Below are 6,831 nucleotides of genomic sequence, written 5' to 3' on the forward strand. Positions count from 1 at the left end.
CACCATGCGGATGGCTTCTTCCTTGAACTCCGGCGAGAACCGCCTACGACGCCTCGTCACGTACCTACCTCTTCCAGACTTCAGTCAGCTTATGTGGCCGACTGTCCGGAATCTCCTGGGCACCTCAATTCGTTGTGTCAGTGCATAGCGGGCATAGAAGGTGTACGCAGGAGTAGAGCTTGGGTAGTGTCCGGGGCGTGCGCCAAGATATTCGCCGACGCCGACTGTCTATCGCCGCGGGACTTGTTTACGTGGTGGCTGTGACTGGCTGTGCAGGAGCCCCCGAGAGGCCCACCCTGGACGAGGCCGCGAAACTGCTCATCGCGGACGGCGACAAGCTACTGGCCTCGCAGGATCTTGCCGCTACAGGTGCCGCCACCGCGACCGAACGAGCAGGTCAGGACAGCGAAGTAGGATGCTTAAAAGGCCAAGCTCAGCGTTTCTATCGCGCTCAGGGCGACCTCAAAGGCCCGCCATATGTGCAGTCGCCGAGCAACGCGGCAGGGTTGATGGCGAGCGGACTTGGTTTGCGAGGCTACGACACCATTGTGGATAACCTGGATCTTCGAGACGAGAATCTAGGCATGGCTGTACTGCAGCACCCGACGACCGGGATCACATTCTTGATAACCGTGCGCAATGAGCAGAAGCCCAACATCATGATCGTCGGCAAGACCAGTTGCTACGAACCCAGCAGATGACCTCAGCCTTAGCTGGGCAGCTGGGCCGCCTCGGTACGCGCGAGCTGGGCTTGCTTGCGAAGGCGCTCAGCTGTGGACGTGCAGCTTTCCCGAAGTACGCCCATCTCGCGGTGCAATTGCGCAGCCTGAGAGGTGAAACGACCTGCGGCCGGCCCCTTCCAAAACGCGTCGACTCCTTGAGGTCTTGCCAGCATGCCAGAAAAGACGTTGCCCAACTCATCGGCGTATCGAAGGAGGGTTCTGGCGAGCAGCTCCTTTTCCGCAGCCTGCCGAAGCAGCTCACTTTGGCTGGGGATCGTCATGCTCAGCCTCCCCTCTGTTTCAGCGCCTGGAGCAATGCATCGTAAAGGCGCCCGCGGAAAGCCATTCGAACCTCATTTTGTTGGGCATCCGTCAATGGCTTTTGAGCGTGCTGGTTCAGCGATTCATTCACCCACTCAGCCTGTCTCTGCACGATGCGTTTCGCAACGTCCTCTGCTGTGGCCGGAGTCTTCTTGTCAAAGTAATCTGTGATCGCCCCCTTGAGGCCATCCTTGGCTTCGTCCAGCCCGGCATCTCGGCCGGTGGCCACCGTGGCGTCTTGGATGGGCCAGTACTTGTTCGAGACCCAGGAGATGGGCAGCAGCGCGACACCAGCGAGCCAGTCCGCGTATTCGTCATCAGTCCATTCCGCATGCGTCGAGCCGCTCAGCATCAGGTTCGCCGCGCCTCCGGCGAGCGCCGCACGAGAGGTGTACTGATCCTGCGTGGCCTCATCCCCGAATGGCCGGAACCGGCCGATGTCCAAGCCCAACGTGTAGTCCTGCGATGCCTTCATCAACGCGTTTGCCGCGTCCTTGTCCTGCATCAAGCCGCCCATGAACCGGGAAGCGTCATCAGGGGCGAGGGCGTCCCATGGCGACGTTGGGAAGGCCGCCTTCAGCTCCGGCGAGTCCCGCTTGGACTGTCCCCGAGCAAGTTGATCGAGATAGGGCGCCACATTTTTGGCCAAGGTCTCGCTGATCGGCGAATCCTTCATGGGACCCCACGAGCCACCGATCCAGGGAGTGTCCTCGGCTCCCATCCCCCGGATGATGTTGAACCATGCTCGGTCACGAACACCGTCTGCTCCGGCGCCTGATTTCAACGCCTTGTCCAGCACGCCCGCAAGCTTGCCTTCGAGGCCGGCAATGCCGCTCATCCGTGCTCGCTGCGGATGCAGTAGCCAGCTGGCGGCGTCCTTGTTGTCAGCCAGCAGCGTTTGCAGTGCCTGTGGATCGACGTCGTACGCATCCACCAGCGCGTTCAGGTTCCAATTGGGGCTCGTCGGAAGATCTGCTCCCAGCGGACGACCCAACACGCGCTGCGCGACCTGGTTGAGGAGTCCGCTTGACGGCTTGGACATCGCAACCAGCGCGGTCAGCACACCCGGCGGAGTCGACTCCATGAACTTCCCGCGCCATTCCTCACTCAGCCGTCCCGCACGTTCGGCATTGGCGTATGCCTCAGCCAGTGGGCCCAGGCTTTCCCGTCCCTGCTGAAGCACGGCCGGCGGAAGCCCCCTATCCGCAGCCGACCCCTTGTCCTTCATCCAGTGCATGAAGAGTGCGCGGAATCTCTCCGGCCCCAAAGCAGCCAGTAAGGAAGCGGCGTAGGCAGGATCGTTCAGCTTCTCTCTTGTCACGCCCGTGGCTGCGGCCACCTTGCGCCAGCTCGCCACGGTGTTCTCGATCTCATGCCGCTTGAGCGCCTCAGAGATGGGCGCAGCGTCAGTTTTCCCCTGCTGAGCGGCCTGAGCTTCATTGTCGAAGGCGAAGAAGGAGCTGATCAGACCTGTTCCCGAACCTGGAACCATCTGCTTGAGGGTGTCGACCCGCCATTTGAGATCCCGTTGGCTGTCGTCGAAGAACGCCCAGGACCTGTGCATGGCGACTGCACCCTGAGCACCGGTCCATGACGCACCCGCCTCTGCGATGGCTGCCTCGAGACCCCGCCGCGCGCGGCCCAGGATGTCCTTTCCGCTCTCCAATTGACGGATCAACTGATCTGCGCCGCGGGGGTCGATCCCAACGAACTCCCCCATGGCCCCTCCCCAGGGGTGTGATGACAAGGCAGGAGTTAAGCACATTCAGCCGATCTCAGTAAGTGCCTCATATATCTCTATAAACAACCGGAATTACCCGCTGGCGGGGCCGGATCACGCGGTATGGAGTCTGAGCGCCGGCCCATTGCTCTGATCTTCGTCCACGTCGTGGACGTGCTACATCACGGGATGCAGCACACACGACCTGGGACTATGCGCAGTTTTTAACCTTGCTTGATATCGATCCCTGGGATCGGGTGTCATCTGTTGGAGAAATCTGCTCCTGCAGACCCAATAGCCGCCTGGGTCATGCGTAGCCCCATCGACCTATGGAGCACCATGCGCATCCAAGGCAAGATCGCCTTACTGGCGTTATCAGGTCTGGCCGTGCCGGGACTCATCGCTCCCGCCGCGCACGCCGACCCCACTCCGCAACCGCACGCGGAACTCGTGCCCGCCTGGGACAACCCAGGCCCCCAGGGCGACACCACGTACGAGGGCGGCTCGCCTGCCGCCACAGGAAACGCCGCCGCTGCACCATGGCGCTGCCTGCTCTACGTCAGCGACCCTTCGTTCAAGAAGTACAACGGCCGCTGGCACGTCGAAGGCGTCGGCCGCCAGTCGTGCACCGGCGCCGGCTATTCCCCGCAAGGACCACGACTCACCCTGCAGCGCTACCTGGGTCTCGGCGTCTGGAAGAACGTCGTCCGCACCACCATCGCCTGGTCCCACGGCGGGTACGCCGAGATGCGCAAAGCCTGGGACTGCACCCGCTCCGGCAGCGAAGAGTACCGCTGGGTCGTCGACGGGTTCGCCAAAGGCGTCCCGCGAGTGCGGAGACACGCCTACTCGCTGCACTACCTGCGCGTCATCTGCTAGACCTCGCCCACCGAGATGGCCGGCACCCGCCGGCCTCGCCAGACCATGATCGCCCAGCCGTGCGGCGTCCCAACGCTTCGTGCGGCCACGTGCAGCTGGGCGATCCGCTCGGTACGAAGAACCCGCGTGTGGATGAGATGACGGCCCGTCGGGCTCCAACGCTTGGTTCGGCTGCGATCCCAGGCATCGTGCCGGATGTCGAGCCGCATCTGCCCGAGCAAGGGGAAGTCCGCAGTCTTGACCGCGGTATGGCCCAGCGAAACCCAGTCGGTGTCGTACTCGAACACCACCCATTCCACGTGATCCTCGTGAGCGAACAATGCCGCCGCGACATCGTGTTCTATGACGTCACGGGACAACGGCACCAGGTCGGCCTCGTGCGTGATGTCCAGCCCGTGCGCGATGACCTGACGTCCCTGTTCGGCCAGGGCCGGGTGGAACTCCGGCATGAGCCGACGGTACTTCCACCGGATCCAGCGTGTCGAGGGATAAACCAGGCCCGGTCTACTGGAAGCTAACGGCAACCTGCGCAGATACACTTCAAAAACCGAACAGACAATCGCTGTCGCGGTACGCTTCACGCGTACCCTTCGCCTCAATCATAAAGTCGGCGACGCGATTCTTGAGCCCGTCATATTTTCGTCGGCAATGGCGCCTTTACTGCGCCAGAGCTTGGCGTAACAGGGCCGGCCCCATCGATCGCAACAATATTCTTGACACAGGCAACACAGGAAGGACAGCAAAATTTTTCAGAGCGCCCCTGCCTCTGCCGCAGGGCACTGACTAGTGATGCGCGACCCTTTCGGCCCACAAAGCACCGCTCTTCGCAGATCAGTAATACCAAGGCCCGCCTTTTACCCCACTATTCTTGGACTTTCTCTGGACGGCCGACAGAATGCGCATTGACCAGCACTTTCTGTACTTATCTGCATTTCGCGAAGGTGTCGCCGTGCGTTCGGACCGCACTCGTTCTTCTAAAGCTTTCAGCACCTGCGCGGCGACCTCTGCGGCAAGTTGTTCTCGGTCTGTCTGCTGGCGGTTGCGTCGACGGGCCCGCACTTTCCAGGCCACCTCACCAGCCCATGCCAGGATCGACACGGCTGCTCCAGCCCACAATCCCGCCCAGAAGATCGATCTAGCCGCGGCCTTCTCCGTCGAAATCGAGATAAAAGTGCCAAATTGAGCATCGAGTTTGTTGTAACGAGTCTCTGGATAATCGTGCGGTTGTGCATCCCATACCTTGCTACGCCAAGGGTTAGGCGGCGTCCCAGTGGCCGCCCAGATGAGGCCAGGCCCCTTATATGCGTCCGATACCACCTCTGGCTTGAGATCATCAGGCATGCCCTCCATGTCAACTTCCCATGTCGCAGCCAGCGCCGTCGACGCATCTCGACCGCCCACTAATTCGATGCCAGGAAGCCGCACATCCGTTACTGATCCGCGCGTCAAGATGAGCGGCTCCTCCAGGACGACATCTAGGACGACCAGGCCAACCCCATTAGGGAAACACATTTGTTCCGAGACGTCCAGACCTCGCGCCCAGGCAGCAGTATTAGTATCAGCCGCCTGCCTGATGTCTTTCAAACGGTCAACCAAGTGAGATATCGGCATCTCCGAAAATCTCACGCCTATCGGCACACACGAACCGAATCTACTTTTTGCCGCAATCCGCGAATATATCAGTACCGTCAGATGAACACCGGAGGGATCGGTCAAGCTTATTTCGACATCGGTAGGCTCGTATTCCCAATCATCATTTTGTGGAACATTGATCACAATCCGTCCGGGCGTCGCCGCTCGGGGGAAGATTGGCGCGGCGTTCTCGTACTGCCACAGCCCGCACAGACCAAGGACGAGCGCTAGCAACAAGAGCGACAGCGCCAGTCGCCACGGTCGGAGATCCCGTCTCGCTGCTTGGCCCCTACCGATCCAAGTGAGTAAGTGCTGACTGCGGCCCATGTCTTCTGACATGGAAGACGTAGTACTCCAAGAAAATCGCATATCTCGCACCATTCCAACACTTAGCCTGTTAGATGGAGATAAAGCAAAATACGTAGTTCCATCGGGACGGATGGACCTGCGAGCGTGGCCCGAGCGTTTCGGCCGGTCAAGCCTGACGTTTGACGCGCTACGCGGCACATGGATGCAGAAAAGGTCTTGGCTGGCTCACCCACACATGATCCGTTTAATCATTTCGGCGCGGTCACGCCTTCGACCACTGCTGAACTGCAGGGCTGGTCCGCGCAGCGACCAAGGCGGGGTCCGGGTAGCAGACGGTGATGTGTTCAAGCCTGGATCAGGCTTGCAACAGTGATTTGCCGGGTAGCTGGACGATCTAGCCAGCCATCTCCCGCATCTCGATTGCATGAAGCTGTTCAAGATACTCCAACTGGATGACACGCGCAAAGGCCCCGAACCCGTCAAACCCGAACCGGACAGAAATCGCACAACGGCCTCTTAAGTTCATTTCCAGGATTATCGTCAGCATTCTGACTAGACTATTGACAATCGCGCCAACAGCAACCAATTGTCCCATTGTTATCTAGATTTCCATACCCCCTCCCGCCGGCAGAGGTGGCAGTCAACGGCGCCTCGGTGTAGAACCGATAGTGACGGCTGGCCCCAGAGCGGCCTGTCCCGTGGTCGTGGACCATAGCAAACCGCTGTCATTATTATCTTCGTTGGGAACCACATGCGTTTTGCACCAATGCAGAGCTGACTGTGCCGATCTTCGAGGAAGGCCCGGCCAGGTCCGTGGTGACTCCTGACCGCTCGCTCGACCTGTTCGCGAACCGCTTCGAGCTGACCCGGCACGTCGTCTCGCTCATCAATGAGGACCCGTCCGCGGAACGGATCCTCTACCTGCACGGACTAGACGAGTAAGTCCTATGTCCTGGGCCCGATGATCAGGCATGAGTAGAGGGCGTCCAAGATCATGTTGTGACGCAAGACCTGGACACCCTCTTGACTGCACTGTACGTGAAGATCGACGACGAGCTGAAGGGACCGCGATGGACGGGCCGGCCCCCGGTGCTGACCGACTCCGAGCTGGTGTGCGTCGCGGTCGCTCAGTCGCTGCTCGGGTTCACCTCCGAGGCGCATTGGCTGCGCTACGCCCGCAAGCACCTGACGGGCCTGTTCCCCTACTTGCCGCAGCAATCCGGCTACAACAAACGGCTGCGCGCCGCG

The 6,831-nt window shown here is 60.6% G+C and carries 7 protein-coding genes and 1 pseudogene; 4 read left to right on the top strand and 4 right to left on the bottom strand.

All coding sequences use genetic code 11. From position 1 onward, the window contains the following. Positions 1–197 precede the first annotated feature (197 nt). Positions 198–701 carry a hypothetical protein gene (locus tag C4V41_RS61580; RefSeq protein WP_146104306.1) on the top strand — a complete coding sequence of 168 codons (504 nt, stop codon included), beginning with the start codon at positions 198–200 and terminating at the stop codon, positions 699–701. Positions 702–709: 8 nt separating this feature from the next. Here C4V41_RS61580 and C4V41_RS60390 read toward each other — a convergent pair whose 3' ends face one another. Further along, a complete protein-coding gene (locus C4V41_RS60390; RefSeq protein WP_103965004.1) occupies positions 710–1,003 on the bottom strand; it encodes a hypothetical protein in 294 nt (97 codons plus the stop codon). Between the two features lie 2 nt (positions 1,004–1,005). Continuing rightward, positions 1,006–2,763 (bottom strand): hypothetical protein, encoded by a 1,758-nt coding sequence (locus C4V41_RS60395; RefSeq protein ID WP_103965005.1) that lies wholly within the window; start codon positions 2,761–2,763, stop codon positions 1,006–1,008. A 339-nt stretch (positions 2,764–3,102) separates the two neighbouring features. On the opposite strand from C4V41_RS60395, the gene C4V41_RS60400 reads away from it, so the two are divergent. Beyond that, the gene (locus tag C4V41_RS60400) at positions 3,103–3,642 is read left to right on the top strand and encodes a hypothetical protein (protein WP_103965006.1); all 540 of its coding nucleotides are present in this window, start codon (positions 3,103–3,105) and stop codon (positions 3,640–3,642) included. Here the strand turns inward: C4V41_RS60400 and C4V41_RS60405 are convergent. Continuing rightward, positions 3,639–4,091, bottom strand: a complete 453-nt coding sequence (locus C4V41_RS60405) for a hypothetical protein (RefSeq protein WP_103965007.1) — start codon at positions 4,089–4,091, stop codon at positions 3,639–3,641. The two genes, C4V41_RS60400 and C4V41_RS60405, sit on opposite strands and share 4 nt — an antisense overlap. A gap of 382 nt (positions 4,092–4,473) precedes the next feature. Then, entirely contained in the window at positions 4,474–5,418 is a 945-nt protein-coding gene (locus C4V41_RS61585; protein ID WP_146104307.1) for a hypothetical protein, read from the bottom strand. A 945-nt stretch (positions 5,419–6,363) separates the two neighbouring features. Between C4V41_RS61585 and C4V41_RS62670 the strand changes: the two genes are divergently transcribed. After that, the gene (locus C4V41_RS62670) at positions 6,364–6,525 is read left to right on the top strand and encodes a hypothetical protein (protein ID WP_160150809.1); all 162 of its coding nucleotides are present in this window, start codon (positions 6,364–6,366) and stop codon (positions 6,523–6,525) included. 57 nt (positions 6,526–6,582) lie between these two features. Continuing rightward, positions 6,583–6,831: pseudogene (locus C4V41_RS60410) on the top strand (IS982 family transposase); the annotation flags it as partial.

This window comes from Nonomuraea solani, assembly GCF_900108335.1.
GTDB lineage: Bacteria > Actinomycetota > Actinomycetes > Streptosporangiales > Streptosporangiaceae > Nonomuraea > Nonomuraea solani.